The sequence below is a fragment of the Pseudomonas glycinis genome, assembly GCF_054871425.1.
The window spans coordinates 876491-901590 of sequence record NZ_JBTYHF010000001.1 but is presented as its reverse complement, the minus strand read 5'-3'; the positions used below and the strand labels follow the sequence as shown (position 1 = coordinate 901590).

The following is a 25100-nucleotide window of genomic DNA, read 5'->3' as shown; positions in this document are numbered from 1 at the left end:
GCTACGGCGAACAAAATTGCACAGTTATTTTCGAAACAGAACACTAGAATAGCCCCATCTTTATCGGAGCCAGAGCCTGTATGTCAGAATCGGTTGACGCCCCCGGGCTGTCAGATTTACCGCTGGAAGACTTGATAGCCTGCCACGAGTGCGACCTGCTGATGCGCAAGCCGACACTTGCCCATGGTGAGAAAGCGCTCTGCCCGCGCTGCGGCTACGAGTTATATGCCCACCGCCATAACGTGGTGCAGCGCAGCCTCGCTCTGGTGATCGCGGCTTTATTACTTTACGTGCCGGCAAACTTCTTACCCATCATGCAACTCAATATCCTCGGGCAATCTTCGCAGGATACGGTCTGGAGTGGTGTGGTAGGTCTGTTCAACACCGATATGCAAGGAGTGTCGATTGTCGTCTTCCTTTGCAGCATGGCCATACCGTTACTCAAGTTGTTGTGCCAGCTGTTTGTCCTACTGACGATCCGCTTCAATGTCGGCCGTAGTTATGGCTTGTTGCTCTATCGTATTTACCACCACCTCAGAGACTGGGGCATGCTCGAGGTCTACCTCATGGGCGTCCTCGTCGCGATCGTGAAGCTGGCGGATATGGCAGCAATCACCGTCGGCCTCGGGCTGGCATGTTTCATTGGCTTGTTGTTGGTACAAGTCTGGCTGGAGGTGGTGATGTCACCGCATCAGATCTGGCAGGCATTATCAGGAGAGGATGCCCATGCGGGCGATTGATGCGGGCATTCTGGTGTGTACCGAATGCCACGAACTGAACAAGCAGGAAGCTGACGCCGATGAGCAAAGCTGTACCCGCTGCGGCGCGCAGGTTCACGCTCGCCGCCCCAACAGCCTGACCCGCACCTGGGCGCTGTTGATCACGGCAGCCATTATCTATATTCCGGCCAACGTCTTGCCGATCATGACGGTCAGCTCCCTGGGCCAGGGTGAACCGAGCACCATCATGTCCGGCGTGATTGAACTGGTGCAGCACGGCATGATTCCAATCGCGAGCGTGGTGTTCATCGCCAGTATTCTGGTGCCCACGTTCAAACTGGTCGGCATCGCGTTGTTGCTGTTTTCCGTGCAGCGCCGGCAGCCATTGTCGGCCCGTCAGCGCATCTGGATGTACCGATTCATCGAGTTCATTGGCCGCTGGTCGATGCTCGATATTTTCGTGATCGCCATTCTCGTGGCGGTCGTTAACTTCGGCCGTATAGCCAGTGTCGAAGCCAATTTGGGCGCCGTCGCCTTCGCCTCTGTGGTGATTTTGACGATGCTCGCCGCAGTAACTTTCGATCCCCGACTGATTTGGGATAACACGGAGTCGGACGACGACCATGACTGATTTGCCTGTAGCGAAAACCCGACCGGCTTCGAACTGGTCGGCCATTTGGGTGCTGCCTCTGATCGCTTTGATCATCGGCGGCTGGCTCGGCTGGCGTGCTTATTCCGAGACCGGTATCGAAATTCAGGTGCGCTTCGAAAGCGGCGAAGGGATCCAGGCCAACAAGACCGAAGTGGTCTACAAAGGCATGCCGGTCGGCAAGGTCAAGACGCTCAAGCTCGACGATGAAGGCAACTCCAAAGGAGTGATCGCCACTATCGAAATGAACAAGGACGTCGAGCAATACCTGAAGACCAGCACGCGGTTCTGGCTGGTCAAACCGAGCGTGACCCTGGCCGGTATCACTGGTCTGGAAACGCTGGTCTCGGGTAACTATGTTGCGATCAGTCCCGGTGAAGGCGAGCCCGTGCGCAAGTTCAAGGCACTCGCCGAAGAGCCGCCGCTGTCCGACGCCAAGCCCGGTTTGCACCTGACCATCAAGGCCGATCGCCTCGGCTCGCTGAATCGCGGCAGCCCGGTGTTCTACAAGCAGATCAAGGTCGGTCAGGTCAAAAGCTACGTGCTTTCCGAGGATCAAAGCACCGTTGAACTGAAGGTGTTCATTGAGCCGACCTACGCCAAACTGGTGCGCAAACATACTCGTTTCTGGAACGCCAGCGGCATCAGCATCGACGCCAACCTGTCCGGCGTGAAAGTGCGCAGCGAATCCCTGGCCAGCATCGTCGCCGGTGGTATCGCCTTCGCCACGCCGGAGAATCGCAAGGACAGCCCAGCGACCGATCCGAGCCTGCCATTCCGTCTCTATGAAGACTTCGACGCCGCCGCCGCCGGGATTCGCGTGAAGGTCAAACTCAGTGATTTCGAGGGCCTGCAGGCGGGTCGCACACCGGTGATGTACAAAGGCATTCAGGTCGGCAACCTGAAAGCGCTCAAAGTCGATCCGGACCTGAACAGTGCAACAGCCGAGCTGACCCTTGATCCGTTGGCCGAAGACTATCTGGTTGAGGGCACGCAGTTCTGGGTGGTCAAACCGTCGATTTCCCTGGCGGGTATTACCGGCCTGGAAGCGCTGGTGAAAGGTAATTACATCGCCGTGCGTCCGGGCGACAAAGGCGCTGCGCCGAAACGCGAATTCGAGGCGCGACCGAAAGCACCGCCGCTGGATCTGCGTTCGCCGGGCCTGCATCTGGTGTTGTTTACCGATTCGCTGGGTTCGATCGATGTCGGCAGTCCGATTCTGTACAAGCAGGTCAAGGTCGGTTCGGTGCAGAGCTACCAGTTCTCCCGAACCAAGAAGCAGCTGGTCATCGGCGTGCACATCGAGAAGGAATACGAAAACCTGGTCAACGCCTCGACGCGTTTCTGGAATGTCAGCGGCATTACCCTCACGGGTGGCTTGACCGGCGGCATTCAGGTCAAGAGTGAATCTTTGCAAACCCTGATGGCCGGCGGTATCGCGTTCGAAACGCCGCAAGCCAATGCGCCGTTGAAGAAACGCATACCGCGCTTCCGTCTGTTCGCCGACCACGATGAGGCGAACAAGAAAGGCGCGGTAGTGACGATCAAGGTTGATCGCGCTGACGGCTTGAGCAGCGGTACGCCGGTACGTTTCAAGGGGCTGGATGTCGGCAAGATTGAAAGCGTCGATCTGACCGATGACATGCAGTCGGTAATCCTCACCGCACGCATCACCGAAGTACCGGAAAAGATTGCGCGAGTCGGCAGTCAGTTCTGGGTGGTCAAGCCGGAGCTGGGCCTGGTCAAGACGCAGAATCTGGAAACGCTGGTCACCGGTAAATACATCGAAGTCCAGCCGGCGGCGAAGAATCTCGGCCCGCAGAAGAACTTCGTTGCCTTGGCCGAGGCGCCGGAAGTCACCAAGCAAGAAGCGGGTCTGAGTCTGGTGTTGAGCGCCGCACGTCGTGGTTCGCTTAAGCCTGGCGTACCAGTGACCTACCGTGAAATCACCGTCGGAAAGGTGACCGGTTATGAATTGGGCCAGACCGCTGACCGTGTGTTGGTGCACATCCTGATCGAGCCGAAGTATGCGCCGCTGGTGCGCAGCGGCAGCCGCTTCTGGAACACCAGCGGCGTGGGCTTCGATTATGGGTTGTTCAAAGGCGTGACGGTGCGCACCGAGTCGCTGGAGACACTGATTCAGGGTGGGATTGCCTTCGCCACCCCGGACGGTGAACGCATGGGCAACCCGGCGCGGGCCGAGCAGACGTTCCCGTTGTTCGACAAATTCGAGGATGAATGGCTGACCTGGGCGCCGAAGATTCAGCTTGGTAAATAGCAGCGTCTGTTGAGACGCCTTCGCGAGCAGGCTCGCTCCCACAGGGGAACGCATTCCAATCGTGGGGGCGAGCCTTCTCGCGAAGGGGCCAGCCATATCAACACAAAATCCAGGCGATAAAAAAGGGCCGCGATCCCATCAGATCGCGGCCCTTTTTTTGCCTTCAGCTAAAGCCGATCAAACCGCATCCAGCTCCGGCTCATCGGCCTGCACATTCAGTGTGGCCTTGACCACATCATGGCGGCGGATGTACTTCCAGTCCGCTTCATCGATGTAGATGCCTGCCGGGCCGCTGCCGCCTTCCAGGTCGATCGCGACACTGGCGCAGACTTGCGGCTTCACACTCGCCAGAATCGGCACGAAGCCCAGTTGCAGACTGGTTTCCAGCAGCGCCGCCTGGTTCTTCTCGTCGATGTCCGCCGCCTCGTCGAGGTAGTACGGCAGACGCACGCGGCCGGCCAGGTCGCGATCCATCAAGTGCAGCAACAAATACATGTTGGTCAGTGCCTTGATGGTCATGGTCGTACCGTTTGAGGCCGCGCCGTCGATGTCGGTGTGGATGACTGGCTGACCATTGACCTTGGTGATCTCGAAGGCCAGTTCGAACAAGTCCTTGAGGCCGAGCTGGTTGTGGTTCGCTGCCACCAGCCGCGCGAGGTATTCCTTGGCCTCTTCGTTCTTGTTGTCCTGCTCGGCGCTCTGGCTGAGGTCAAACACCGACAGTGTTTCGCCTTCCTCATACTGGCCGGCGCTGTGGATGATCTGGTCGATGTGCTTGAGCGCTTCCTTGTTCGGCGCGAGGACGATGCGGAAGCTCTGCAGGTTGGAGACCTGACGCTTGTTGATCTCGCGGTTGAACAACGCCAGTTGATGCTCGAGGCTGTCGTAGTCGCTGCGGATGTTGCGCAGGGTGCGGGCGATATCGGTGACCGCCGCGCGCCGCGCCTTGCCCAAGGTCAGCGCTTCATCGGTGCGGTGCGCGTAAGCGTTGATCAGCAGCGACAGACGCCGCTCCATGTCGTCTTCGCTGTCGAACTTGGCCACACCTTTCAGACGCACCTGCGCATACAGCGCCTCGATCTGCCCATCGGCACGCAGCAGACCCTGCCAGCTGTCCTGATAGTCGTTGAGCAGCGGCAGCAGGTTGTCCATCGAATCATCGACCGGATCCATGAACGGCGTTCCGAACGGCAGGTCCGCTGGCAGCAACTGACGACGACGCAAGGCATCGTCGAGGGTGCGTTGCTTGGCTTCCATGTCGGCGATCTGCCGGCCGACCAGTTGCAGCTTGGCCGACAGTTGCTGGACGCGCTCGGTGAAGGCATCGCTGGAGCGCTTGAGTTCGTCCTGCGCGGCTTCCATCTGCGCCAGTTGTTCGAGTTTGTCGTTTTCTTCGGCGCTCAGGGTCTGGGTGCGACGGAAATCTTCCAGCGCCTTCTGCGCGTCCAGCACCTGCTGATAGAGCGCCTCGGTCTGGGTCTTGCTCGCGGCGCGGTCGGCGGCCACGGCTTGCTGGGTTTTCAGTTGCTTGAGCTCTTTTTCCAGACGCTCCTTCTGATCGCGCAACGCGGCGCGGTCAGCCAGAGCCTGCAAGGCAGGCGGCTCAATGTGCGAGATGTCGATCGACAGGCCCGGCACTTCGAAGCGCTCGCCCTTGAAGCCATCAAGAATCAGCTCGACCGATTTGACCCACTCGCCGTTCTCGTCGAGGGTGATGCCATGTTCACCCAGCGGCAGGCTGAACAGCGCGCTGTTGAACAGGCGCATCAGGCGTTCGACGTCCTGTTGCGAGAACTCTTCGCGCAGACGGGCGTAGCTGTTGTTATCAGCGTGGTCGAGTTGCTGCTTCACCGACTTCAGGCGTTTTTCCAGATCGCGCAGACGCTCTTCGAGATCTTCGGCGCTGAACTGACGGGACTGCGCCAGGGCTCCGGCCAGTTCATCGTGAGCATCCTTGGCCGCGAGCAATTGTTGCTCGAGCACTTTGACGTCATCGACCAGGGCGAAGCGGTTCTTCAGCACCGACAGCTCACCGAGCCAGCGCTGGATGCCGGAAATTTCCCGCTCCAGACGCATCAGTTCCTGAGTGCCGCCGCGCTGATCATTTTGCAAATCGTCCTGCTCGCGGCGGTAGTGCTCAGCTTGGATGGTCAGCTCTTCCTTGCGCGCGGTGGCGTAGTCCGACCAGGTGCCGAGCAAGGAATCGAGCAGCGGCGACAGGCGATGCAGTTTGCCGCGCAGCACATCGCGCTGTTTCACGCCGTTGGCCAGCGCTTCAACCAACGGGCCGGCGGCGACCAGCGAGTTGTAGTCCTGCTCCATGCGCCGCACATCGCGGAAGGCTTCTTCGCACGCGGCGATGTAATCGACGCTGCCCGAACGCAGGCTGTGTTCGAAAGCATCGAGGAACAGTTGCTTGAGCTTGGCCGCGGTGATTTCACGCATGTGCAGCAGGTTGATGAACAGCGCGCGGAACGTCTTCAGGCTCTGCTCGCTGGTGGAGCGCAGCGGGATCAGCGTCAGGTCGAGCGGGATCGACGTGTGGCCGCCAACCAGCAAGCGGCGCAGTTCATCCGGCTTGAGCTCGTAAGCCTTCAGGCCTTCTTTTTCGAGATTGCTGAACAGTTCTTTCTGGCGCAGGCAGGTGTCGTTTTTCTGGTAGTGGGCCAGATCGAGCTTGCCGGCGTAGGCGAAGAACTGGTGCCCGAAACCGCCCCCCGGCCCGCGACCGACCACGCCGATCACGTGCGGGCCGTGGGGCAGGTTGACTTCGACGAGGATGTAACTGGTGTCGGAGGCGAAGTAGAAACGCCGCGATTGCTCGAGGCTGTACTTGCCGAAACTCATGTCCGACATGCGCGCCAGAATCGGAAACTGCAAGGCGTTGATCGACGCCGACTTGCCGAGGTTGTTCGCGCCATAAACCGACAGCGGTTCTTCCAGCGGGAACAGGCCGAGGCTGTAACCGGCGGTATTCAAAAGGGCAAAGCGGCGGATGCCGTAGCGTTCCTGGCTCATGCATCGGACTCCTGTTCTTCGGCAATGGCGCGGGCCAGTGCGTCTTCTTCGCTTTCTTCTTCAAATTCGGAAAGATCGAGCGGATCGTCGGTTTCGAGGAATTTCGCTTCGGCTTCTTCGTCGATCAGCACCGGCGCCGGCAGCGGCAGAACGCTGTGGACGCTGGCTGCCAGGTCGCGGTCCTGTTGTACCGACAGGCACACGTCGAGGAAACGGTGCATCGGCGGCAGGAAGCGGTAGACACCGTTTTCTTCGCCGGCGAAACCAAGCTGGGTCATGCGGCGCATGATTTTTTCTTCGAGCTCTTCGACGGTCTGCACTTCGGCCTGAATGAACAGGTCGCGGTATTTATCCAGCAGCGACGGCAATTCTTCGCGGCCGAGGCTGCCGCCATCGAGCACGGCAATCGGATCGCGGCCCTGATCGGCCAGGTGCTCGACGAGGATGAAGGTGAACAGCGCCAGACGCTGGGCGGTCTTGTTCACCGCTGCGGCGGCCATGTCCGGCACGAAATAGTAGAAACCACGGGTGTCGCAGACCAGTTCAAAGCCCAGCGCCTTGAACAGCGTGCGGTACTGGTCCTGGAAATTCGACAGTTGTGCGTACAGCTCAGGATCACGGCGGCTGACGTGGTAACCCTTGAACAACTCGCGGAAGATCGGCGCCAGTTGCGACAGTTCGGAAAGATCAAGATGCATTTGGGATGCTCGCAGAATCCTCGGCGGCGGTGTCGCTGGCCGAGAGCAGGGCGAAGGAGCGCAGGCTGACCTGATGCTCGTGAGTGTGGTATTCGCGGCGTTCCAGACGCTCGCGCTTGAAGCGTTTTTCCCGCGACAGGCGCGAGAACCAGTAAAGCAATTCGTCGGTGGCGCCATCCGGTTCCTGCTCCAGCAGCCAGGTCATCAGGTCCGGCATCGGCAGGGACTCTTCGCACCGATCGACCATTTCGCGCACGGTGCGCGGTGCACGTGGCGCGTCGCCAGCCTTTTGTGTTTTGTGCGCCTTGGGGAAGCGCGCCGGTTTCGGCTCGAAACGAGCCAGCGCATAAACGTAGGCTTCGACCTGACTGGCGCTGCCCAGGAAAGTGCTCTGTGGGCGGGTGAACAGCGGCATCGCCGCTTGCGGCACGGCGTCGATGCCTTTACGCCGGATCGCCGCCAGCGCCAGTGCGGCGCCACGGGTCACGGCGTTATGCCGACGCGCTTCTTCACGCAATGGCAGCAGCAGTTCGCGGGCATGGCGCAGGGTCAATTGCGCGCTGGTCTGCATCTCGAGAATGCGCGCGTGGGTGCGCAGGAGCATGTCGTCATCGACCAGATGGCCGAGGCGCTGCTGTTCGCTGAGCATCTTCAGTAGCACCGTTTCGACCTTGCGCACGCCTTGTTCGAAGGCGCCGTCGGCGTTGACCAGATCAATCATCGGCTCGACGTATTCGTCCCACGTCGCCAGTACTTCGGCGTAACGCTGACGCAGCGGAATCTGCCGGTCGCTGGTCTTCGCCCGTTCGGCGACTGCCACCAGGGCCTGTTCATCGTTGTCGAGTTTCTTCAGTACGTCGCGCACGCGCATGTCGAGCAAGCGCAGTTGGCGCGCCAGATCGTTGCCGTCACGAACATCGAAAGCGTCCTGGATATAACCGGCCAGACGCTCAAGGTGACGCAGGTAGGCTTCGATTTCCAGGCACAGACCGAGGCGGTGTTCGCGGCGCAGGTAGGCGAGGAAGTCGTGGATCTGCGCGTTGAGCTCGAAACGGTTCGGGCTTTTCGCCACCGGAACCAGAATATCGAGGCGAATCCACACGTCGAGCAGGCTGGTGATGTCCTGCGGCGTGCTGTCGAGTTGTTGGGCGGCCAGTTGCGTGCGCAGTTCGTTGAGGCTCAGGGTGCCTTGGTCGAAGTGCTCGCACAGTGGCTCCAGAAGTGCCCAGTGTTCAGCGAGGGCGCGCAAGACGCGCTTGGGTTCGATCATCGGAATGGCCGGCTGGTTGGCGATTAAAAGCGGCGATTGTACTGCATCACAGGCGCGGCGATTCACTCTCGGGACGGGCTGTCGCATTCTTTGCCCAAAGGGCAGCGGCGCAGCGCAGCGCGGGGTATCGATCAACAGCGAGCGATCTTGTGCGAAGGGCGGTAGAATCAGCGCACTTTCCGTTATCCACAAGTGGCCGACCTTTGCTTATCGAGTCCCGCCGCCGCGCCTATTTGAACGCCATGCAGGTGGTCAACTGGCTGCCGCGCACCGAACTGCCTTTCGCCGCACCGTCGCGGCCCGAGCTGTTGGAGATGCCCGAGCCTGAGCTTGAGGTACCGGTTGTTCCGGCGCCTCTGGCCGAAGCACCGGCGCAGCCTGCCGCGCGTCAGGCCGAGCGACCGAAAATCGAGGTGCCGCGTCCGTCGCTGGCCAGTACCCGCAACGGCGCGAAACCGGTGGAAGAAGTCGACGACACGCCGGTGGTGGTCAAGCCAGCGCCAGTGCCGCCACCGCGTTTCGCCCTGCAACTGCTGCGCGCCGGGCGTTGCCTGCTGCTGGTCGAGTTACCCACAGGCGAAGCGTTTCAGAGTCGCGATCCGGCCTACCTGCTGCTCAAGGACATGCTGCGCGCCGCCGGTTTGCCGGATGCGCCGCAAATCGTCGGCGAACCTGTGCGCTGGCCGTGGCTCAATCGCGGCACGCTGGATCAAGGCCCGGAAGCGGCGCGCGACTTCGTGCAGGGTTTCCTCTCGGTGCAGATGGAAGCGGCGCCCTGCGCCTGTCTGTGGCTGATCGGCCTGCCGGCGGTGAAATTTGCCGGGGAAGCGGACGCCGAAGCGTTCAATAGTGAATTGCAGATCGAAGGTCTGGGCCTGGCCTGGGCGATTCCCGGTCTGGAACTGTTAATGGAAGAGCCACAGCGCAAGGCCGCTGTGTGGCAAGCCATGCGTCGGCTGATGGCGCGCTGGAAACAATCCGATGAGTGAGGCTGTAACCTTTCGCCCGATGACCGAGGCGGACCTGGACGCTGTGTTGAAGATCGAATACGCCGCGTACAGCCATCCGTGGACCCGGGGGATTTTTCTCGATGGCCTGGGCAAATACCAGATCTGGCTGATGTTCGAAGGGCAGCAGCAGGTGGGCCACGGTGTGGTGCAGATCATTCTTGATGAGGCGCACCTGCTCAATATCACCGTCAAGCCGGAAAATCAGGGGCGGGGGTTGGGCCTGACGTTGCTTGAGCATTTGATGTCGCGGGCGTATGCGGCCGAGGCTCGGGAATGCTTTCTCGAAGTGCGCGACAGCAACACGGCTGCGTTCAGGTTGTATGAGCGGTATGGCTTCAACGAGATTGGCCGGCGTCGTGATTATTATCCGGCGGTGGGTGGACGTGAGGATGCGGTGGTGATGGTCTGTACCCTGGTTGACTGATCGACCTTGAAAGCTTCGCGAGCAGGCTCGCTCCCACATTGGATTTTGTAACCATCCCTGAACCTGTGGGAGCGAGCCTGCTCGCGAACGCGTCAGATCAGGCGCCTCTTATCTCCGCTTGCCATCCAGCGGATCCAGATCCGCCAGTTCCGCCTCATCCAGCCCGTCACCGCCGCCGATGTCATTTTCATCGACCACGCTCAGATCCCAATCCGCCTGATTACCATCGCCGACTTCCTCGGCATCGCGCGCACCATCCTCGCGAATCAACGTTTCCGGGCTCAGGTCATCGTCAGTCGGCTGGTGATCGTCCACCGAGGCCCCGGTCATACCCGCCTCACGCACTCGCTCAGCCGGCATCAATTGTTCACGTTCACGCTCTGGCAGCTCATCGCCGATCTTCGCGCTGGGCTCTTCATCGTCGAAATCCAGCTCGTGCACCGAGCCCATGCGGTCTTCGTTATCATCGATGGGTTCCGGTTGCACCGCATCATAAGGGCGTCGTGAATCAGTCATGGCAATTCCTCATAGTGTGGGCCTTACTGAGTGGACTCACCGGGCGCGCGAGAATTCCAACGAAAACACTTTGCGCTGGCGGCGTGACTTCGACGGGTGGTCGTCTATCAAACCTGCGCATCTTTCTTGAGGCCTTATCCATGCACGATCTACAAGACCTGATTGATAACAACGAGCGTTGGGCTGACGCGATCACCAAGGAAGACCCGGATTTCTTCGCCAAACTGGCGCGCCAGCAGACTCCGGAATATCTATGGATCGGCTGCTCCGACGCACGCGTACCGGCCAATGAAATCGTCGGCATGCTGCCGGGCGATCTGTTCGTACACCGCAACGTCGCCAACGTCGTGCTGCACACCGACCTCAACTGCCTGTCCGTGATCCAGTACGCGGTTGATGTGCTCAAGGTCAAACACATCCTCGTCACCGGCCACTACGGCTGCGGCGGTGTGCGCGCGTCGATGCAGGATCGCCAGTTCGGCCTGATCGACGGCTGGCTGCGGTCGATCCGCGATCTGTACTACGAAAAGCGCGAAGAGCTGGCGAAGCTGGCGACCGAAGAAGAGCAGGTCGATCGCATGTGCGAGCTCAACGTGATCCAGCAAGTGGCCAACGTCGCGCACACCAGCATCATCCAGAACGCCTGGCATCGCGGGCAGCCGCTGTCGATCCACGGCTGCATCTACGGCATCAAGGACGGCCGCTGGAAAAGTCTCAATACCACCATCAGTGGTTTCGAACAGTTGCCGCCGCAATATCGTTTGCGCCCGATCGGCGCGCCATAACCGGCACTTCAACCTCGCCCCGCGTGACGCCAGCGCTGTAAAAAGCGCTGGCCTTCAGGCGTGGGTGGTTCATCGTAACCGGTGATCCACCCACGGCAACGCGACGAACCGCAATCGCAGGCGAACTGGCGTAGCAGTTTGTCTTCGGTCGATGCGTAATCGATGCTCAGATGTTCGCCGCTATGGATATCTTTCAAGGCCCACAGCCACAACTCACTGATGTCGAGAAATACATTCGGGTCGCAGGCGTGTTCCAGCACCCCGCAAAAGCGCGGATCGTAAACGTGGATGCCGGTTTGCAACTGACGGGTCTGTCGACAGCGATAGGGCAGCAATTGTCCGGAAACCCGGCACATTCGGCTGATGCGCAGAAATTCGCGACGCGCGACCACCGCCGTGGCCATGCCACGTTCGTTGTGGATGATCTGAAAGTCTTGGCAGGATGGAAAACCCAGCCGCACGGGAAGTCCGGCGAACGGATAGATGCCTTCTGTGTCGCGCGGCAGGTGCCGGCCCACGGCTTGATTGTTCATAACGATCCTTGTTGTTGAGTGTTGCCTCCGGGTTGTGCCCATGCCTCGCCAGGCGAAGCATGATTGGATCCAAGCGTCGCGCAATTGAAGGTACCGGTCTACTGTCAAACCTGACAGGCGCGATCACCGTTGGACCGCGTCAGCATTGGCTGACACGGGGCTCCGGCAGCGACTACAGAGCGGGTGCGGGCACGGCGGCCGCAGGCAAGGGCGCTTTCAGCTGTTGCAGTTGCGTCTTGACTGGTGGCGTGGCGCACTTGGCGGCGGCTTGTTCGGCGCTGAGGTCGCGGATCGAGGTGTAGAACAACTCGCAGGTTTTGACCTTTTGCGTCACTTGCCATGTTTGCGTGCAACTGTTCAGCGTGGCCTGCGCATCGCTGCCCGGTTTGCTGCCCATTGCCGCCTGCCAGCAGGCAGCACTCAAATCCTGGCCCATGACTTTCAGGCCCGCCGCGTCAGCCTTGGCCTGGGCATCTTCGCCGGTATAGCTCTTCGGATCGGCCGCGTACCAGATGTAGCTCGGATGATTCGAGCCGAGTACCGGCACATTCACCCCTTCGCTCGGACTGATGCTCGCCAGCCCCAATACGCCCACCGTCGGCCCATACTGTTCCTTGATCCAGTTGCGCACCGGCGCCCCGAACGCAACCATCGGCAACGTCGTGCCGCTGGCGGTCTGGCTGAACTGCTTGACCAGCGTGGTCTGGTAATCCTTGAAGTAGTCGTAGACGTCCTCCAGATCCCCGCCAGCATTGGACGGCGCGGCGATCGGCGCGATGTCGATGATGGTCTGATAGGCCGGCGTCTGCCCGGCGGGGATGCCGTTATCGGTCAGCAACGTCGCCCAGCGATCGGTGGTGTTCGAGCGCAGATAGTCCTGCGCCTGGGTCAGCGAGTAGTCAGGCGGGAAGTGCAGCAACTCGACGCTCTTGCGATTCTCCAGGGCCATGCCCAACGGCAGGAACAGATACCAGCTATAGGCCCATTTGCCATCGGCATTCAACTTGCTGGCGCCGGCGTAAGCCAGATCGCCGGCGTCGAGCAACGCCGACAGCGGCTTGTCATAGCCGTCCGGCACTCCGGTGATCTCGGCATAGAGCTGATCGTTGTCGGTCTTCACCAGCACCTTGGCATCGGCGTAACCGTCGCGCTGGACGCTCTGACTCAGATAGTGAGCAACGGTCTGCTCCAGCGTCCAGTTGCGAAAGCAGATCACACTGCAATTGTTGGGGTAGGCGAAGAGCCGGGTGACGCGCTCGGTGCTGCCCAGTTTCACGTCGACATCGGCGTGAGCGGCGGCGCTTAGCGTCAGTGCAACGAGGGTAAGTCCTGCGAGTTTGAACATGCTCAGATCCTTTTCAGCGTGGGTTCCCCTCGATTTGGGGGCGCTTCATAGTGGATCAGTGGTGTTTGACAGAAAAGCGGTTGAGTATGGATTTCATGATTTCCACGCCAGACCTGTGCAAGCGAGCGCTCGCTCCCACAGGCCTGGCTCGTTTTTGCTACGGCATCACCGGCGGCGTATACGCCAATGTCGTCCCCAACGCCCACAACAGCAGCAGCACCAGTGGCGTGTGCACCAGCAGTTGCACAAACGAGAAGCCGATCAGATCCCGCGCCTTCAACCCGAGCACGCCCAGCAGCGGGAGCATATAGAACGGGTTGATCAGGTTCGGCAAGGCTTCGGCGGCGTTGTAGATCTGCACTGCCCAGCCGAGGTGGTATTGCAGGTCATTGGCGACTTGCATCACGTAGGGCGCTTCGATGATCCATTTGCCGCCGCCGGACGGGATGAAGAAACCGAGAATCGCCGAATACACGCCCATCAGCAGCGCGTAGGTGTCGTGGGAGGCGATGCTGACGAAGAAGGTCGAGATGTGATGCGCGAGGGTTTGTGCATCGGCGCCTTTGACCGTAGTCATCAGTGCGGCGATCGAGCCGTACAACGGAAACTGGATCAACACGCCAGTGGTGGTCGGCACCGCACGGGCCACCGCATCGAGGAAGCTGCGCGGGCGCCAGTGCAGCAGCGCGCCGAGCATGATGAACAGAAAGTTATAGGTGTTCAGGCCGGAAATCGCAGTGATCGCCGGTTTGGTCGAGAACTCGTGAAACAGCCAGCCCGCCGCCAGAAGCACCAGCACAATGATCAGCAACGGGCTGTGCTCCAGCCATTCGCCGGGGCGAGTGCGCGGTTGCAGTGGCGGCAGGTTGAACGCCGGGTCGATGCCGCAGGCCTTGGCGTCGCGTGCCGAATTCGGCCCGGGCGCGGTGGCGTAGGCGATGATGATCGAAATCACGATCAGCGCCAGCAGCATGATCCCGGACTGCCAGAGAAAAATGGTTTCGGTGAAAGGGATCACGCCAGTGATCGACAGGATCGACGGCGGCAGGCTGCCCGGGTTGGCCTGCAACTGTGCGGCCGACGATGACAAGCCCAGCGCCCACACCGCGCCAAGGCCAAGGTATGCCGCAGCACCGGCCGCGCGGTAATCCATTTTCAGATCGGTGCGGCGGGCGAGGGCGCGTACCAGCAGCCCGCCGAATACCAGCGACAGACCCCAATTGAGCAGCGAGGCGACCATCGAGATCAACGCCACCCAGGCCACGGCGGAGCGGCCGTTCTTCGGGATGCGTGCCAGTTTGTCGATCAGTTTGACCGCAGGAGGAGAACTGGCGACGACGTAACCGCCGATCACCACGAAGGCCATCTGCATGGTGAACGGGATCAGGCTCCAGAAGCCGTCGCCGAAGGCCATCGCTGCAGCGGTGGGTTTGGCGCCCATGGCCAGCGTGGCCAGCGCAACGATGATCACGGCCAACGCGGCGAACACCCAGGAGTCGGGAAACCAGCGTTCGGCAAAACTGGAACAGCGCAGGGCAAAGCGCGCGGAGCGGCTATCTTCGATATCAACGGCCACGGGGAATACCTCGGATTTTTTATGGTTATTTTGATCCGTGGGAGCAGTCGCCCGGCTCGACAGCCACAGAGATCCCCTGTGGGAGCGAGCCTGCTCGCGAAGACGTCGGCACATTCAGCATCAGGTTGTCTGAACTGACGCTTTCGCGAGCAGGCTCGCTCCCACATGGGGGGCTGTTCGTTGTTGGCGTGGTCCCTTGGACAGGCGCTAACAGTAAATCAAGCGCCGCCCTTTTGTTGAGCAGGTTTTCGCAAACCGAGACTATGGTCTGACGGGTTGTCGATCCGCGCTTTTGCGTAGACCATGAGCGCCTTGTTTTTTGCCGATGCCTGAGTTCTTTGTCATGACTGCCAATTCTCCAGCCCGACCGGCGCCGTTCAGCCGTGCCGATTACAAGACCCTCGGCCTTGCCGCGCTCGGCGGGGCGCTGGAAATCTACGATTTCATCATCTTCGTATTCTTCGCACTGACCCTGAGTCAGTTGTTCTTCCCCCCGGAAATGCCCGAGTGGCTTCGTTTGCTGCAGAGTTTCGGCATCTTCGTCACCGGTTATCTGGCGCGGCCTCTGGGCGGGATTCTGATGGCGCATTTCGCCGACCGTCTGGGCCGCAAAAAGGTGTTCAGCCTGAGCATCCTGATGATGGCCCTGCCGTGCCTGCTGATCGGGATCATGCCGACCTACGCGCAGATCGGCTATTTCGCGCCCTTGCTGTTGCTGGCGCTGCGCATCCTGCAAGGCGCTGCGGTGGGTGGTGAAGTGCCGAGTGCCTGGGTGTTCGTCGCCGAGCATGCGCCTGTCGGCCATCGTGGTTACGCCTTGGGATTTCTGCAGGCCGGCCTGACCTTCGGGTACTTGATCGGCGCACTCACCGCGACCTTCCTCGCACAGGTTTTCACGCCTGCCGAAATTCTCGATTACGCCTGGCGCTATCCGTTTCTGCTCGGCGGCGTGTTCGGCGTGGTGGGCGTTTATCTGCGCCGCTGGCTCAGCGAAACCCCGGTGTTCATGGCCATGGAAGCGCAACGCGAGGCGCGGGTCGAACTGCCGCTGCGCACGGTGTTGCGTGAGCATCGTCTGGCCATGCTGCCGGCCATGTTGCTCACCTGCGTACTCACCTCGGCGGTGGTGGTCTTCGTGGTCATCACCCCGACCATGATGCAGAAAACCTTCGGCATGACCGCCAGCCACACCTTCGGCCTCAGTGCCTTGGGCATCGTCTTTCTCAACATTGGCTGCGTGATCGCCGGTCTGCTGGTCGACCGCATCGGCGCCTGGCGCACGGTCATGCTCTACAGCCTGTTGCTGCCGCTGGGCATTGGCGTGTTGTATGGCTGTCTGATCATGGGCGGCCATTGGATCGGCATGGCCTATGCGGTCGCCGGTCTCGCTTGTGGGGTAGTGGGTGCGGTGCCTTCGGTGATGGTCGGGTTGTTCCCGGCGCGGATTCGCGTGTCGGGCATTTCCTTCACCTACAACATTGCCTACGCGGCGTGGGCAAGTATCACGCCGCTGTTGCTGATTGGTCTGATGCCGTGGAGCCCATGGATCTGCGTGTTCTTCTGTGCAGTGATGGGCGCGGTGGGGATTGTGACGGCGGCGTATTTCGGTGCGCGCATGCCACGTACCGGACCGTGTCAGGCTGCCGGCGCTGCCTGAACCGCAAGCGCCGGATTATTTTCGACTGACGGGTCTGGCGCTGGCTTCAGAAAAGCTGCGCAAGGCCGATGGCTAGGTTGTATCCGCTAACTACCCTGCCATCGGTGCTTTCCCATGTTCAATAAACGCTTGAAACAAGAGCTGGCCGCTCTGCGCGAAGAACTTTCCAGCCTTGTACAAGTGAAGGAAAGCCTGGAAAGCGAAATGCTCGCGCTGACCCTTGAGCCCGACGGGCGGATTCGTTCGGTCAACCAGAATTTTCTCGATGAAATGTTCTACAAGAGCCAGGACCTGGTCGGCCGGGCAATTGAAGACATCGTGCCGGCCCACGTCAAAACCGACGAATTCCATCAGCGCTTCAAAAACTCGATGAGCCGTGGCGAGCACTTCGCCGGCGCCGTGCGCCTGTTGCGCGGCAATGGCGACGAGGCGTGGCTGCGTTCCATCGTGCAACCGGTGCGCTCGTCCGATGGCCGGATCAGACACATTTCCTTCTACGCCAGCGACCTGACCCGCACCATCGAAGCCTCCCGCGAGCATGAGAACCTGATCGGCGCGCTGGTGCGCTCCACCGCCGTGATCGAGTTCGATCTCAACGGCAATGTGCTCAGCGCCAATGATCGCTTCCTCAACGGCATGGGTTACAGCCTGGCGCAGATCAAAGGCAAACATCACCGCACGTTCTGCGCCCCGGATGAGTACAACAGCGCCGAGTACCAGAACTTCTGGCGGCGCTTGAACAGCGGTGAGTTTGTCGCTGGCCGCTTCAAGCGTATCGACAGCCATGGTCGTACGGTGTGGCTGGAAGCGTCCTACAACCCGGTGGTTGATGCCAACGACAAACTGTACAAAGTGGTGAAGTTCGCCACGGTGATTACTGATCAGGTCAACCGCGAGCAGGCGGTTGCCGACGCGGCCAGCATCGCTTACAGCACCTCGCAACAAACCGACAGCACCGCACAACGGGGCACCACGGTCGTCACCGAAGCGGTCAACGTGATGCGTGATTTGTCGCGGCACATGCAGGCCGCTGGCGAAGGTATCGAGGCGCTCAACGAGCAGTCGCTGGTGATCGGCACGATCGTCAAAACCATCAGCGGCATTGCCGAACAGACCAACCTGCTGGCGCTCAACGCTGCCATTGAGGCGGCGCGCGCCGGTGAGCAGGGGCGTGGTTTTGCGGTGGTGGCCGACGAGGTGCGACAACTGGCCTCGCGCACCAGCCAGGCGACGGACGAAATCGTCGGCGTGGTACGGCAGAACCAGGAAATGGCGCGCAATGCCGTGGCGCTGATGACCGACGGCAAGCTCCAGGCTGAACAGGGCCTGGCGCTGGCGGCGGAGGCGGGCACGGTGATCGTCGAGATTCAGGACGGTGCGCAGAAAGTGGTGGATGCGGTCGGCCAGTTTGCCAATCAGCTCTCTCACTGACACCGCACTGATCGTTCCCACGCTCTGCGTGGGAATGCCGCCCGGGACGCTCCGCGTTCCTTCGCTGGCGTGACGCAGAGCGTCACAGGATGCATTCCCGCGCAGAGCGTGGGAACGATCACCGAGGGGCAGCGCCGCATCTGCTCACTCCCACAGGTTCTGTGATTCTCCAGTGACAGCGCTACAATCGGCTCCTTTTCTTCCGGAGCAGATCCCCATGAGCGTCTCCCACCGCCGTCCGGTGCCCCTGAACAAAGCCTATCGCCTGCTCAACCACGGGCCGACCGTGCTGGTCAGCGCCGCTCACGACGGCCAACGCAACATCATGGCCGCCGCCTGGGCCATGCCGCTGGATTTCGAACCGCCAAAAGTCGCCGTCGTCCTCGACAAATCCACCTGGACTCGCCAGTTGCTCGAAGCCTCCGGCACTTTTGTGCTGAATGTGCCTTGCGTCAATCAGGCAGATATCGTGCAAACCGTCGGCAACACCTCCGGCCTGGAAATCACCCGCAACCAAGGTCAGGACAAGTTTCAGGCGTACGGCCTGCAAACCTTCGCTGGCGAACAGATTGAAGCGCCGCTGCTTGAGGGCTGTGTCGCCTGGCTCGAATGCCGCCTGCTGCCGGAGCCGCGCAATCACGAGCAATACGACCTGTTCCTCGCCGAAGTCATCGCCGCCCAGGCCGATGAGCGTGTGTTCAGCGATGGGCGCTGGCATTTCGAAGGGCAGGATGGATTGCGTACCTTGCACCACGTGGCGGGCGGGCATTTCCTGAAGATTGGGGATGGGGTGGATGGCAAGACGTTGGCGGTCTGATTTACTCCCGGGAGAAGGCCTGCTGCTCGGCAGGCCTTTTTCAATGCAGTGTTTCAGTCCCCCAACGCCTCTCCCTCACGCCGAGGATCGGCCCCCCCCGTCAATGTCGCTTTGCCCTGCGCATTTTTCACCCGCACGATCGCTTGGGTGCCGCTGGTCATGTCGATTTCGCTGAGCGTGTGGCCCTTGTCCTTGAGTGCCTGAATCAGCGCTGGGCTGAACTGTCCCTGTTCCAGTTCGGTGGGGCCATTGCGGCTGCCGAAGTTGGGCAGGTTGATCGCACTTTGTGCATCGAGGTTCCAGTCGAGCAGGCCGATGGTGGTTTTCGCCACGTACTCGATGATCTGCGAGCCGCCGGGGGAGCCGACCGTGGCGACAAATTCACCGGTGTTGCGATCAAAGATCAGCGTCGGCGCCATCGACGAGCGTGGGCGTTTGCCCGGTTCGACGCGGTTCGCGACTTTCTGCCCGTTCTCTTCGGGGATGAACGAGAAGTCGGTCATCTGGTTGTTCAGCAGAAAACCCTGAACCATCAGGTGCGAACCGAACGCGGCTTCGATGGTGGTGGTCATCGACACGGCGCCGCCGAGATCATCCACCGCGACCACTTGCGAGGTCGAGATGCGCAACGGCGAGCGGTCCGGTGCGTAGGCAACCTGTACGCCCGGCGGTGTGCCCGGTTTGGCGCTGCCCATGCTGCGCTCGCCGATCAGGCTGGCGCGGCTGGCCAGATAGGCAGGATCGAGCAACCCTTTGACCGGCACCGGGACGAAGTCGGTGTCGGCCACGTATTGCGCGCGATCGGCATAGGCCAGACGTTCAGCCTCGGCGATCAGATGCACCGCTTGCGGCGCCGGTTCGATCCCGGCTGGCCTATTGCTGTTCACTGGTTTGAGCGGGGTCAGCGACAGGCGTGGATCGCGAGTCTCCAGCGCCTGCAACGTGCCGAGAATCTGCGCTACGGCAATTCCGCCTGACGATGGTGGCGGCATGCCGCAGACCTGCCAACGCTTGTAGTCGGTACACAGCGGCGCGCGTTCCTTGGCCTGATAACGCTGCAAATCGTTCAGCGACAGGCTGCCGGGGTTGGCGTGCTGTTGAACCTTGGCGACGATCTCTTCGGCGATCGGACCTTTGTACAGCGCATCGGCACCTTCGCTGGCGATGCGTTTGAACACGGCGGCCAACTTCGGGTTGTGCAGGCGCGTGCCGACAGCTTTGACGCTGCCATCGTCATTCAGGAAGTACGCAGCCATGTCTGGCGACTGGCGTATCAGTGGATCGGCAGTCAGCAGCGAATGTAGACGCGGGGAAATCGCAAAGCCTTGCTCGGCCAGTTTGATCGCTGGCTCAAACAGCTTCGCCCAAGGCAAGCGACCGTGCTTCCGATGCGCCAGCTCCAGCGCCCGCAATACTCCGGGCGTACCGACCGAGCGGCCGCCGATCTGCGCTTGCGTAAAGGCCATCGGTTTACCGTCAGCCTTCAGGAACAGCTTCTCGGTGGCCCCGGCCGGGGCCGTTTCGCGGCCGTCATAGGTGCGCACCTGCTTGCCATCCCACAACACAATCATCGCCCCGCCACCGATCCCGGAAGACTGCGGCTCAACCAGCGTCAACACCGCCTGCATCGCAATCGCCGCATCAATCGCCGAACCACCCTGACGCAACATCTCCCGCCCGGCTTCGGCCGCGAGTGGATTGGCAGCAGCGGCCATGTGTTTATTGGCGTGTCGGGTTTGCAGATCAGTGCGGTAACCGGAAGCGGCTTCCGGTGCCAGCGGCAACGAGGAAGAGGGCGGGGCGTTGCATGCGGTGAGGGTCAGAGCGCTGACAAGCAGTGTCAGGGCTGGCAGGCGAAAGCGCTTCAAAGGCTGGGCTGGAAACACGCGGGCTCTCCGTCCGTGGGGTAGAAGTCTTGGGGGACTTTATCGAGCGGGCGGGCGGGGTGCAAACCGCGTGGGGATTACAGCCCTCCCGCTCAGCGGCCGCGCCAATCGATCGGCCGAAAACGATGCCCGTGTGGGAGCGAGCCTGCTCGCGAAAGCGGTAGCTCAGGCGGTGCTATTTTCTTAGTTCTTAGTCGTGTGAAGCGTGCCGTCGGCCATTTTGCTCGGCAGCATTCCCAGCACAAGCACGCTGGCCGGCCCGCCGGCGCCACGGATGGCCCAGTTCAGGCGCTGTTGCAAAATCCCGCCGCCGGCCAGACGCCCCAAAGCCAGGTCGGCGCCTATTGCCGTCGCGATCGCGGTGCTGGCGGATGGCATGAGCATGGCGCCGGCGACCATGATCTTGCCGAAGTTGCTGGCTGGCTCCTCGGCAGTGCCAGCGTCCGTGCGACACCAGTTGTCCGGCGTGCAGGACTTGGCAAATACCCTGTCTTCGCGTGGCTCGGGCGCAGGCCACTCGTCCATCTCGATGTACACCGGCTCCGGCGCTTTCGGTGGAAGCAAAGTAACCAGGCCCTGCCACCGCTATACGGATTTAATAACCAGTCATCGTCGAGAAGGTATTTGTATTGACGCATGCCAACTCCCTGCATGGCGCTGAATCGAGCCAGGGGAGCTTGTCGATCGAAGGGCAATTCGGGGAGAGAGGGGCGGGTGCTTGAAGTGATGAAAAATCCAGTTCTTACCTGGGCAAAGCCTGCTTCCTACAGGGCTATCTCAGTCCAGCGGTTTTGCGCCTGATTCAGGCAAAACCATTGTCGGTCGCGCCTGTAGTCTTTTCCTTTGAATCGCTGATTACGCCGGATTTCTCTTACAGATTATTCAGGTCGACAGCCTACGCGGCGTTGCCTGAGGATGGTTTCTGTAGTTTTTCCAGGATGGATATCAGATGAAGAGGATGAGTCCGTTGCCTTTCGATTTTATTTTCAGTTGGCCGCTGTCATGAGCATTTCCAATGAGGATCGTGATTTTCTGGTGGCGTTGGGCAGTCGCATTGCACATTTACGCACGGTGCACGAGATAACACAGACGCGGTTTGCAAGGGCTTTAGGTCTTTCCCGGCAGACCTTTCAGGGTTACGAGGAGGGCACGCGCAGCATGCCGGTCACGACACTGGTGAAGATGGCATTTGCGCTTCGCGTTCCCGTTGAAGACCTGCTCGGGGTTCCCTCGTACACGGAGACGCCCAGACGCAGCTTGACCTCGACGTGGTATCGACGGCTGCAGTCCATCAATGAGCTTTCGAAGGTCCAACAAAAGGTAATTGCGCAGATGCTCGACGCCCTGATCGCACAGGCAGGGACCAAAACGAGCAACGAAGAAACAGAAGTTTGAAGTAACCCAAAGAACGCGGAACCAAGGTGCGCGAACACCCTGGCCCCGCTAACCACAAAGCAGCTTAGAAGGAGCTGAACCATGGCTAAAACCAATCATACGACATCAACCCCCATCACTGAACGCCGGTTGAAAATCGCCGCAGATTTTTACCCGGTCCACACCAAGGAAAAAACCTACAGCCCCGCCAAACCCGTACCCTGGATCAGACTGCGCGGCCTGTGGTTACGGCAGGCAGGATTCGAGGTAAACGAGAACGTCAAAGTGCGTGTGATGAAAGGGTGTCTGGTGATTACAGCGGAATAGATGAATCATCCAAGTAAAGCCGCAACGCCATTTGCGTAGGAAAAACGCCGCTAAACCTCAAGGGATAGCGGCGTTTTTTCTGAAATAGCGCTTTTGATTATTTAGAATTTTATGGCGGGCGGGGCCTGTAATACCTAGCTAAAAGCCTGGTTGTGAGGAAGGCATTATCTTGAATTTGATATTTGGCTTATGTGAAAAAAGGCGAACTGCAAACTGTAAGAAAGTCTGACGGATGAGCGGCTGCGAGCCCACTGATCAATCGAAAGGGCTGAAGATAGACCTTCTGTTGGTGGGGAACCGGAGGGGAGATCATTGCAGGCATAAAAAAACGGCCTACCTTTCGGTAAGCCGTTTTTAGTACTTGGTGGCTACACAGGGACTTGAACCCCGGACCCCAGCATTATGAATGCTATGCTCTAACCAACTGAGCTATGTAGCCAAGTGGCGCGCATTATTCCCCTGAAATGGCAAAGCGTCAAGCGTAAATCGAAAATATTTCTTCCTGTTTTCAACCGCTTATCCTCCAGCCCCGAAAATCGGGGCCGGGGAGGGCGTCAGCGCAGTTGGAATCTGGCGGTATTGGCGCTCAGGGCTTCGCTGCCCTGGCTCAAGGTGTCCGCCGCGAGGTTCACCGCGCGTGCACCTTCAAGCAAACGCACCGCCGCTTGGTCGACCTGCTGGATATTGCCGCTGACTTCGTCGGCAGTGCTGGCCTGTTCTTCAACCGCTGTGGCGATTTGCGCCAGGGTGTCGGTGACGCTCTGTACGGCGCTGGCGATTTCTCCCAGGCGTTCGCCGAGTCCGGTGACCGCCTCGGCATCCGATTGCGCCTGACCACAGGCGGCTTCCATCAGGCTTACCGCTTCGTTGACCGTGGCACGCAGGCTGTCGACAGTGCCGGCGATCTGCGCGGTGGACGATTGCGTGCGTTGCGAGAGACTGCGCACCTCGTCGGCGACCACGGCAAAGCCGCGACCCTGTTCGCCGGCGCGGGCGGCTTCGATGGCGGCGTTGAGTGCGAGCAGGTTGGTCTGCTCGGCGACGCCGCGAATGGTGTCCACGACCAGTTGAATCTGCTGGCCTTGCTCGCTGACCCGGCCAAGCGCGGCGGCGGTGTCGTTCAGGCGCTGATTGAGCTGCTGAATGCTGGCCGTGGTGCGCTGGCTGTCGCGGCTGCTGTCGGCGGCGATGCGCCGGGTCTGCTGGGCGCTGCCCGAGGCCTGTTCGCAACTCTGCGCGACGCCTTGCGAGGTGGCGGCCAATTGCGTGGCGGCAGCGGCGATCTGGCTGATCTGCAACTGCTGCGCCTCGACTTCGCTCAGGGCGCCGCTGGAGTGTTGGTTGAGGCTGCGCACCGCATTGCTCAACTGCGAGGTCTCGTGGTCGACGCCAAGCATGCTGCTGCGCAATTGCACCACAGCGACGTTGAGCGCGGTGCTGATCGCTGCCAGCTCATCGCGCCCCACCACCGGCACTTGCAGGCTCAGGTTACCGTCGCGCAAGGCTTCGGCGAGCAAGGTGATGCCGCTGGCGCTACGGCGAATCGAGGCTTGCAGGCAAACGAAAAGGTATAACGCGGCCAACAGCAGGCAACCGAAGATTGCGGCGACAAGAATGAACTGGCGAATCGCCGAGTTGTAATACGCATCGAGCCGCTGATCCAGCGCGACCAAGGATTGCTGGCGCAGGGAAGCGAGGTCGGTGAGCAGCGCGTCAAGGCTGCGTTCGAAGTCCTCTGGCTTGAGGTTGATGCTGCCGCCAAACACACCGTCGTCAAGGACTTTCAGGCCGCTGTCGAGGTGTTTCAGGCTGTCGTGATACTGGCCGGCCCAGGCTTGCAGCTCGACTGGCAGACGCGCCTCCAGCAGGCCGGCGGTTTTCACCAGTTGCTCGCGGGCGTCCCCGATGCGGCTGCGCAGGTCGCGCAACTGCAGGCGGCTCTGCAGGGTGAACTGACCGGAGACGACCGAAGCCTGGCCGACTGCGGCGAGACGGCCGACCCGCTCGATCAGGTCCGGCGCGTGCTGCGTGGAAATCTGCGTCAGCAGGTAGGTTTCCAGCCACGGTGCGAGGGTCAGGCGATTGTCCATGACGATCTGCTCGCGCAAGGCTTGCAGCGCGGCCAAGGCATTGGTGAAGCGGTCATAACCGTCCGGCCACCAGCCGACACTGCTCAGGCTTTTCGAATCAAGGCCATTGAGCGCGGTTTGCAGCGCCTGAAAGCGTTCGAGGATTGCGCCGTCGGCGCCTTGCTGGTTCAGGGCATTGCCCAGCTCCGTGGTGGCTTGCAGCACCGCCGGTTGCACGCCGTCGAAGGCAGCCATGGCGGCGAGGGTGGCCGGTGTCGGCTGACGATTGGTCTCGGTGGCGCGCCAGCGGGCGGCGCGGTCGCGTTGAGCGGCGAGCAGGTTGTCCAGCGCATCCAGCGCGAGCAGCTGACGCACGCCGGCACGTTCGCCGGCGATCAGATTGAGCTTCTCGCGATAGTCATGGCCGATCATCAACAGGCTGCCGGCCAGCGGCAGAATGAACAGCAGAAACAACAATTGGAATTTACCTGCGAAGCCAAACCGCCCCAGCAATTTGATCCCCGGTGAAAGGAAAGCCTGCATGCCTCATGACTCCTCTGGACACCACGCACCATTGGCGTGCATCGCGAACCTTTCGGCTGCGACCTGTGCCCTCTAAAAGGCCTCGAAAGTTCACCCATGCCCGCTCTGTAGGCCGGCTCTGTAGCGAAACTTCCCATTGTCGAGCGCCTTTGTAAGGCGATCGTGTTCAAGGGCA

21 protein-coding genes, 1 tRNA gene and 1 pseudogene are annotated in these 25100 nt (G+C 60.7%); 12 read left to right on the top strand and 11 right to left on the bottom strand.

Annotated features, from left to right (window positions below):
* The first annotated feature begins 80 nt into the window (after window positions 1-80).
* From ACYSTU_RS04085 to ACYSTU_RS04075, 3 genes are read left to right on the top strand one after another with little or no spacing between them, the layout of a single operon-like run.
* Entirely contained in the window at window positions 81-740 is a 660-nt protein-coding gene (locus tag ACYSTU_RS04085) for a paraquat-inducible protein A (protein ID WP_071173598.1), read from the top strand.
* Window positions 727-1350: a paraquat-inducible protein A gene (locus tag ACYSTU_RS04080; protein WP_160768346.1), complete on the top strand. Its 624-nt coding sequence runs from the start codon at window positions 727-729 to the stop codon at window positions 1348-1350. The genes ACYSTU_RS04085 and ACYSTU_RS04080 overlap by 14 nt, the downstream gene beginning before the upstream one ends.
* On the top strand, window positions 1343-3646 hold the full coding sequence (locus tag ACYSTU_RS04075; RefSeq protein WP_498996142.1) for a PqiB family protein: 2304 nt from the start codon (window positions 1343-1345) through the stop codon (window positions 3644-3646). The genes ACYSTU_RS04080 and ACYSTU_RS04075 overlap by 8 nt, the downstream gene beginning before the upstream one ends.
* Window positions 3647-3823: 177 nt before the next feature.
* Here ACYSTU_RS04075 and mksF read toward each other — a convergent pair whose 3' ends face one another.
* From mksF to mksB, 3 genes are read right to left on the bottom strand one after another with little or no spacing between them, the layout of a single operon-like run.
* Complete coding sequence (gene mksF, locus ACYSTU_RS04070) at window positions 3824-6664, bottom strand: Mks condensin complex protein MksF (protein WP_016773188.1); 2841 nt, start codon at window positions 6662-6664, stop codon at window positions 3824-3826.
* Window positions 6661-7362 (bottom strand): Mks condensin complex protein MksE, encoded by a 702-nt coding sequence (mksE, locus tag ACYSTU_RS04065; RefSeq protein WP_016773189.1) that lies wholly within the window; start codon window positions 7360-7362, stop codon window positions 6661-6663. The genes mksF and mksE overlap by 4 nt, the downstream gene beginning before the upstream one ends.
* Window positions 7352-8632, bottom strand: coding sequence for an Mks condensin complex protein MksB (mksB, locus tag ACYSTU_RS04060; RefSeq protein ID WP_160768349.1), 1281 nt, complete (start codon window positions 8630-8632; stop codon window positions 7352-7354). The genes mksE and mksB overlap by 11 nt, the downstream gene beginning before the upstream one ends.
* 242 nt (window positions 8633-8874) lie before the next feature.
* Here mksB and ACYSTU_RS04055 point away from each other — a divergent pair, with 242 nt between their 5' ends.
* Window positions 8875-9621 (top strand): energy transducer TonB, encoded by a 747-nt coding sequence (locus ACYSTU_RS04055; protein ID WP_110602976.1) that lies wholly within the window; start codon window positions 8875-8877, stop codon window positions 9619-9621.
* The gene (gene rimI, locus ACYSTU_RS04050) at window positions 9614-10066 is read left to right on the top strand and encodes a ribosomal protein S18-alanine N-acetyltransferase (protein WP_024014312.1); all 453 of its coding nucleotides are present in this window, start codon (window positions 9614-9616) and stop codon (window positions 10064-10066) included. The genes ACYSTU_RS04055 and rimI overlap by 8 nt, the downstream gene beginning before the upstream one ends.
* A 108-nt stretch (window positions 10067-10174) precedes the next feature.
* On the opposite strand, the gene ACYSTU_RS04045 is transcribed toward rimI, so the two are convergent.
* Entirely contained in the window at window positions 10175-10582 is a 408-nt protein-coding gene (locus tag ACYSTU_RS04045; RefSeq protein WP_110602979.1) for a serine kinase/phosphatase, read from the bottom strand.
* A gap of 140 nt (window positions 10583-10722) precedes the next feature.
* On the opposite strand from ACYSTU_RS04045, the gene can reads away from it, so the two are divergent.
* A complete protein-coding gene (gene can / locus ACYSTU_RS04040; protein WP_122611787.1) occupies window positions 10723-11367 on the top strand; it encodes a carbonate dehydratase in 645 nt (214 codons plus the stop codon).
* Window positions 11368-11375: 8 nt separating this feature from the next.
* Here the strand turns inward: can and ACYSTU_RS04035 are convergent, their stop codons facing one another.
* The 3 genes from ACYSTU_RS04035 to ACYSTU_RS04025 form a co-directional block, all read right to left on the bottom strand.
* On the bottom strand, window positions 11376-11900 hold the full coding sequence (locus ACYSTU_RS04035; RefSeq protein ID WP_498996134.1) for an SET domain-containing protein-lysine N-methyltransferase: 525 nt from the start codon (window positions 11898-11900) through the stop codon (window positions 11376-11378).
* A 172-nt stretch (window positions 11901-12072) separates the two neighbouring features.
* Window positions 12073-13245 carry a hypothetical protein gene (locus ACYSTU_RS04030; RefSeq protein WP_498996129.1) on the bottom strand — a complete coding sequence of 391 codons (1173 nt, stop codon included), beginning with the start codon at window positions 13243-13245 and terminating at the stop codon, window positions 12073-12075.
* Window positions 13246-13402: 157 nt separating this feature from the next.
* Window positions 13403-14821, bottom strand: a complete 1419-nt coding sequence (locus ACYSTU_RS04025) for a short-chain fatty acid transporter (RefSeq protein ID WP_125917584.1) — start codon at window positions 14819-14821, stop codon at window positions 13403-13405.
* 343 nt (window positions 14822-15164) lie between these two features.
* Here ACYSTU_RS04025 and ACYSTU_RS04020 point away from each other — a divergent pair, with 343 nt between their 5' ends.
* The 4 genes and pseudogenes from ACYSTU_RS04020 to ACYSTU_RS04005 all read left to right on the top strand — a co-directional run bounded on the left by ACYSTU_RS04020 (window position 15165) and on the right by ACYSTU_RS04005 (window position 18726).
* Window positions 15165-16478, top strand: coding sequence for an MFS transporter (locus ACYSTU_RS04020; protein ID WP_130902201.1), 1314 nt, complete (start codon window positions 15165-15167; stop codon window positions 16476-16478).
* 114 nt (window positions 16479-16592) lie between these two features.
* A pseudogene (locus tag ACYSTU_RS04015) lies at window positions 16593-17369 on the top strand (PAS domain-containing protein); the annotation flags it as partial.
* A complete protein-coding gene (locus tag ACYSTU_RS04010) occupies window positions 17349-17909 on the top strand; it encodes a methyl-accepting chemotaxis protein (protein WP_241663599.1) in 561 nt (186 codons plus the stop codon). The pseudogene ACYSTU_RS04015 and the gene ACYSTU_RS04010, both read left to right, overlap by 21 nt.
* A 217-nt stretch (window positions 17910-18126) precedes the next feature.
* Complete coding sequence (locus ACYSTU_RS04005) at window positions 18127-18726, top strand: flavin reductase family protein (RefSeq protein WP_122751895.1); 600 nt, start codon at window positions 18127-18129, stop codon at window positions 18724-18726.
* 53 nt (window positions 18727-18779) lie between these two features.
* On the opposite strand, the gene ggt is transcribed toward ACYSTU_RS04005, so the two are convergent.
* Together ggt and ACYSTU_RS03995 are read right to left on the bottom strand one after the other, a co-directional pair.
* On the bottom strand, window positions 18780-20612 hold the full coding sequence (gene ggt, locus ACYSTU_RS04000; protein ID WP_498996120.1) for a gamma-glutamyltransferase: 1833 nt from the start codon (window positions 20610-20612) through the stop codon (window positions 18780-18782).
* Between the two features lie 183 nt (window positions 20613-20795).
* Window positions 20796-21137, bottom strand: a complete 342-nt coding sequence (locus tag ACYSTU_RS03995; RefSeq protein WP_498996116.1) for a hypothetical protein — start codon at window positions 21135-21137, stop codon at window positions 20796-20798.
* Window positions 21138-21614: 477 nt separating this feature from the next.
* On the opposite strand from ACYSTU_RS03995, the gene ACYSTU_RS03990 reads away from it, so the two are divergent.
* Together ACYSTU_RS03990 and ACYSTU_RS03985 are read left to right on the top strand one after the other, a co-directional pair.
* On the top strand, window positions 21615-22007 hold the full coding sequence (locus tag ACYSTU_RS03990) for a helix-turn-helix domain-containing protein (RefSeq protein WP_241664234.1): 393 nt from the start codon (window positions 21615-21617) through the stop codon (window positions 22005-22007).
* An 81-nt stretch (window positions 22008-22088) separates the two neighbouring features.
* Window positions 22089-22313 (top strand): SymE family type I addiction module toxin, encoded by a 225-nt coding sequence (locus ACYSTU_RS03985; protein ID WP_039761255.1) that lies wholly within the window; start codon window positions 22089-22091, stop codon window positions 22311-22313.
* Between the two features lie 362 nt (window positions 22314-22675).
* Here ACYSTU_RS03985 and ACYSTU_RS03980 read toward each other — a convergent pair.
* Both ACYSTU_RS03980 and ACYSTU_RS03975 read right to left on the bottom strand, forming a co-directional pair.
* Window positions 22676-22752 (bottom strand) — tRNA-Met (locus ACYSTU_RS03980).
* A gap of 115 nt (window positions 22753-22867) precedes the next feature.
* The gene (locus ACYSTU_RS03975; RefSeq protein ID WP_498996110.1) at window positions 22868-24925 is read right to left on the bottom strand and encodes a methyl-accepting chemotaxis protein; all 2058 of its coding nucleotides are present in this window, start codon (window positions 24923-24925) and stop codon (window positions 22868-22870) included.
* Between the last annotated feature and the right edge of the window lie 175 nt (window positions 24926-25100).

What these genes read in the sequence shown, in the direction of transcription:
- ACYSTU_RS03995 (WP_498996116.1), bottom strand. Translation starts at nt 21,137, where the DNA reads ATGGACGAGTGGCCTGCGCCCGAGCCACGCGAAGACAGGGTATTTGCC.
- mksF (WP_016773188.1), bottom strand. Translation starts at nt 6,664, where the DNA reads ATGAGCCAGGAACGCTACGGCATCCGCCGCTTTGCCCTTTTGAATACC.
- mksE (WP_016773189.1), bottom strand. Translation starts at nt 7,362, where the DNA reads ATGCATCTTGATCTTTCCGAACTGTCGCAACTGGCGCCGATCTTCCGC.
- ACYSTU_RS04035 (WP_498996134.1), bottom strand. Translation starts at nt 11,900, where the DNA reads ATGAACAATCAAGCCGTGGGCCGGCACCTGCCGCGCGACACAGAAGGC.
- ACYSTU_RS04080 (WP_160768346.1), top strand. Translation starts at nt 727, where the DNA reads ATGCGGGCGATTGATGCGGGCATTCTGGTGTGTACCGAATGCCACGAA.
- ACYSTU_RS04005 (WP_122751895.1), top strand. Translation starts at nt 18,127, where the DNA reads ATGAGCGTCTCCCACCGCCGTCCGGTGCCCCTGAACAAAGCCTATCGC.
- mksB (WP_160768349.1), bottom strand. Translation starts at nt 8,632, where the DNA reads ATGATCGAACCCAAGCGCGTCTTGCGCGCCCTCGCTGAACACTGGGCA.
- ACYSTU_RS04055 (WP_110602976.1), top strand. Translation starts at nt 8,875, where the DNA reads ATGCAGGTGGTCAACTGGCTGCCGCGCACCGAACTGCCTTTCGCCGCA.
- ACYSTU_RS04085 (WP_071173598.1), top strand. Translation starts at nt 81, where the DNA reads ATGTCAGAATCGGTTGACGCCCCCGGGCTGTCAGATTTACCGCTGGAA.
- ACYSTU_RS04020 (WP_130902201.1), top strand. Translation starts at nt 15,165, where the DNA reads ATGACTGCCAATTCTCCAGCCCGACCGGCGCCGTTCAGCCGTGCCGAT.
- ACYSTU_RS03990 (WP_241664234.1), top strand. Translation starts at nt 21,615, where the DNA reads ATGAGCATTTCCAATGAGGATCGTGATTTTCTGGTGGCGTTGGGCAGT.
- can (WP_122611787.1), top strand. Translation starts at nt 10,723, where the DNA reads ATGCACGATCTACAAGACCTGATTGATAACAACGAGCGTTGGGCTGAC.
- ACYSTU_RS04075 (WP_498996142.1), top strand. Translation starts at nt 1,343, where the DNA reads ATGACTGATTTGCCTGTAGCGAAAACCCGACCGGCTTCGAACTGGTCG.
- rimI (WP_024014312.1), top strand. Translation starts at nt 9,614, where the DNA reads ATGAGTGAGGCTGTAACCTTTCGCCCGATGACCGAGGCGGACCTGGAC.
- ACYSTU_RS03985 (WP_039761255.1), top strand. Translation starts at nt 22,089, where the DNA reads ATGGCTAAAACCAATCATACGACATCAACCCCCATCACTGAACGCCGG.
- ACYSTU_RS04045 (WP_110602979.1), bottom strand. Translation starts at nt 10,582, where the DNA reads ATGACTGATTCACGACGCCCTTATGATGCGGTGCAACCGGAACCCATC.
- ACYSTU_RS03975 (WP_498996110.1), bottom strand. Translation starts at nt 24,925, where the DNA reads ATGCAGGCTTTCCTTTCACCGGGGATCAAATTGCTGGGGCGGTTTGGC.
- ACYSTU_RS04030 (WP_498996129.1), bottom strand. Translation starts at nt 13,245, where the DNA reads ATGTTCAAACTCGCAGGACTTACCCTCGTTGCACTGACGCTAAGCGCC.